This is a genomic window from Streptomyces sp. NPDC001858 (assembly GCF_053594615.1).
In genome coordinates this window covers 1-3,525 of record NZ_JBSFEV010000102.1, presented here as the reverse complement: position 1 = coordinate 3,525, position 3,525 = coordinate 1, and the positions used below count along the sequence as shown (strand labels likewise).

Below are 3,525 nucleotides of genomic sequence, written 5' to 3'. Positions count from 1 at the left end.
CCGCGGCGAAAACACCAACCCCACCCCACGCGCCCGCGCCACCAACTGAATCGACAAAATACTGTCCCCACCCAACTCAAAAAACCCATCATCAATCGAGATGGAGCTGACACCGAGGACTTCCGCGAACAGGGCACAAAGAATCTCTTCTTGCGGCGACCTCGGCGCCCGGCCCAACCCGTCCGAAACGAACTCCGGCTCAGGCAAAGCCCGCCGGTCCAGTTTCCCGTTCGGGGTAACAGGCAGCTCGTCCAGAACCACAAAGGCAGAGGGAATCATGTAATCCGGCAAACGCTCAGCCAGGTAGCCGCGCAGTCCCGCTGTATCCGGGGTGCTGCTCGCCGTGGGAACGACATAGGCCACCAAGCGCTTGTCACCCGGCTGATCCTCGCGCACAACCACCGCGGCCTGAGCCACGTCGTCATGGCCGGCCAGCACCGCCTCGACCTCACCCAGCTCGATACGGAAACCCCGCACCTTCACCTGGCCATCCGCGCGCCCCACAAACTCCAGGACCCCGTCAGCACTCCACCTCACCAGGTCCCCGGTCCGGTACATCCGCGCCCCCGCCGCACCGAACGGGTCCGCGACGAACCGCTCCGCCGTCAGCCCCGCACGCCCCACATACCCCCGAGCCAATTGCGCACCCGCTATATACAACTCACCCGCAACACCCACCGGCACCGGACGCAACCCGGCATCCAACACGTAAACCCGGGTGTTCCAGACCGGTCGGCCGATCGGCGTTATTTCTTCGTTCGTAGTGCATTCCCAGAACGTGACGTCCACGGCGGCCTCAGTGGGGCCGTAAAGGTTGTGAACCGACGCGTCCAGCAAATGCAGCGCCTGGTTCTTCAAGTCCGTCGACAGGGGTTCGCCGCTGCAGATGACCCTCTCCAGCGGTTCACAGGGAACTGCCGAGGGCGCCTGGAGGAATACGTTCAGCATCGAAGGGACGAAGTGCGCGGTGGTGACCTTCTCCCGTCGAATCAGCTCGGCCAGAGCCGAGGGATCCTTGTGTTCTCCCCCCGAAGCGACGACCATGCCGGCCCCGACGATCAGAGGCCAGAAGAACTCCCACACGGAGACGTCGAACGCCGCGGAAGTCTTCTGGAGAACCCTGTCCTTCGCCTCCAGCGAGTATTCGCTCTGCATCCAGAGCAGGCGATTGACGATGGCGGAATGCGGGACCGCGACGCCCTTGGGTCGCCCCGTGGATCCCGATGTGTAGATGACATAGGCCGGGTGCTGGGGCAGCAGCATGCCCGACAGCTCGTCGCCAGCCAGATCCCTGGTGTCCAGGTCGCGCAGATGCCTCTGAACGGTTTCCTCGTCCAGCACCACCCGACCCACACGAGTCGTGCTCTCCGGAGGCAGATTCCGCGCCGTGTCCGTGTCCGTGATGACCAGGACGGGCTGGGCATCCTGAAGCATGTAGGCGATCCGGTCACTCGGGTACTCCGGATCCACCGGCACATACGCAGCACCGGTCTTCACCACTGCCAAGAGTCCGACGACCAGGTCAAGCGAGCGCGGCAAAGCCACTGCCACCAGGCGCTCGGGTCCCGCGCCCAGGCTGACCAGGTACCGGGCAAGCCTGTTGACTCGCCCGTTCAGCTCCGCATACGACAGCTTGGTGCCACCGCTCACCAACGCGACACTGTCGGGAGTCCGGACCACCTGCTCCTCGAACAGTTCGGGGAGCGTTGTGTCGGGCACCTCATGTGCCGTGTCGTTCCAGGCGTTCAGCGTGCGCTCACGCTCGTCTTCACTGAGTACGTCGATCTCGAGCACCGGCTGTCCGGAGTCGGTGACCACAGCCTCCAGAACCCGGACCAGGCGCTCACCAAGCTCCTCAACCTCAGCGATGGTGAACGCGTCTGGACGGTAGTCAAGACGCAGGTGCAATGCTCTCCCCGGCATCACCATCAGGCTCAGCGGGTAATGAGTCGCGTCGTGAGTTTCGGTGTGGGTGAGGTCAAGGGTGGAGGTTGCTGCCTGGTCGAATGCCTTCTCCTCGACGGGATAGTTCTCGAAGACGACGACGGTGTCGAAGAGCTCGCCCGCCGGGGTCAGAGCGTGGATGTCGGTGAGCTTGAGATGCTGATGCGCCAGCAGTCGGCTCTGCTCCTCCTGAAGCCTCGCCAACGCCCCGCGCAGCGATTCACCCGGCGTCAGACGCACCCGCACCGGAACCGTGTTGATGAACAACCCGACCATCGACTCGACACCCGGGATCTGCGCGGGCCGGCCCGACACCGTCGCCCCGAACACCACATCGTCACGACCCGTCATCCGCCCCAGCAACACCCCCCACGCCAGCTGGACGACCGTATTCAACGTCACCCCACACCCACGAGCCGCCGCCGACAACGCACCCGTCAGCTCAGCCGACACCCGCACCGACACCCGCTCAGGAGCCACCGCAGCACGCCCCGCCACTACCGGAGCCAGCCGCGTCGCCTCCTCTACCCCTGCCAGGGCAGCACTCCACGCGCCCAGACCCGCCGCCCTGTCCTGACCAGCCACCCACGCCAAGAACTCCCGATACGGCGTCACCGGCCCCAGACCACCAGCACCAGCACCAGCACCAGCACCAGCCTGCGAATACACGGTGTTCAGCTCTCGCATGAGTACCGGCAGAGACCAGCCGTCCAGCAGCAGATGATGACTGGTGAACACCAACTGGAACTGCTCACCGGCGAGGCGGATCAGCGTGAACCGCAGCAACGGCGGGGAAGCGAGGTCGAACCGACGTGCCTGGTCTTCCTCCAGCCACGCCCGCACCGCCGCATCCTGCTCCACGACCGCCAGCCCGCTGAAATCAACGTCCTGCCAAGGCAGTTCGACCCCACGCGGGATCACCTGCACCGGCTGCCGCAACCCCTCATGCACAAACCCCGCCCGCAGATTCGCATGCCGATCCAGCACCACACCAGCCGCAGCCTTCAACGCCCGAACGTCCAAGGCACCGTCGATGCGAAAGGACATCTGTGTCGTGTAGACGTCCAGCGCCTGCTCGTCATACAACGCATGGAACAACAGGCCCTCCTGCAAGGGAGCCAGCGGAAGCACGTCCGCCACCTCCCCGACCGCCTCCAGCCCATCGATCTCCGCCTGGGACAGGGACACCAACGGCAGATCGGACGGCGTCAGACCACCCGCACCCCCACCAGCCGCATGCCGGATCAGCGCCTGCAACGCCTCCACGAACAAGCCCGACAGCACCTCCACCTCATCCCCGTCCAACACCCCGGACGCCCACGACCACGACACCTGCAGACACCCACCCCCCACACCCTCACGCACCACCGCATTCACCTCCAACGCATGCGGCACCGGCATCCCCGCATCCAACCCCGACCCCAACGCCACCGACTCCGACACCAACTCCCACGCACCACCACCGCCACCCGAACCCACACCGAACCGACCCAAATAGTTGAACCCGATCTCCGGCCGCGCACCCAACCCCAACACCCCACCCGTCCCCGCATTCAAATACCGCAACAACCCAAACCCCAA

1 protein-coding gene is annotated in these 3,525 nt (G+C 65.1%); it reads right to left on the bottom strand.

Annotated elements, in window-relative coordinates:
* A partial coding sequence (locus ACWCPF_RS45255) for an amino acid adenylation domain-containing protein (RefSeq protein WP_451051001.1) occupies window positions 1–3,513 on the bottom strand: 3,513 nt, incomplete at its 3' end.
* Window positions 3,514–3,525 lie beyond the last annotated feature (12 nt).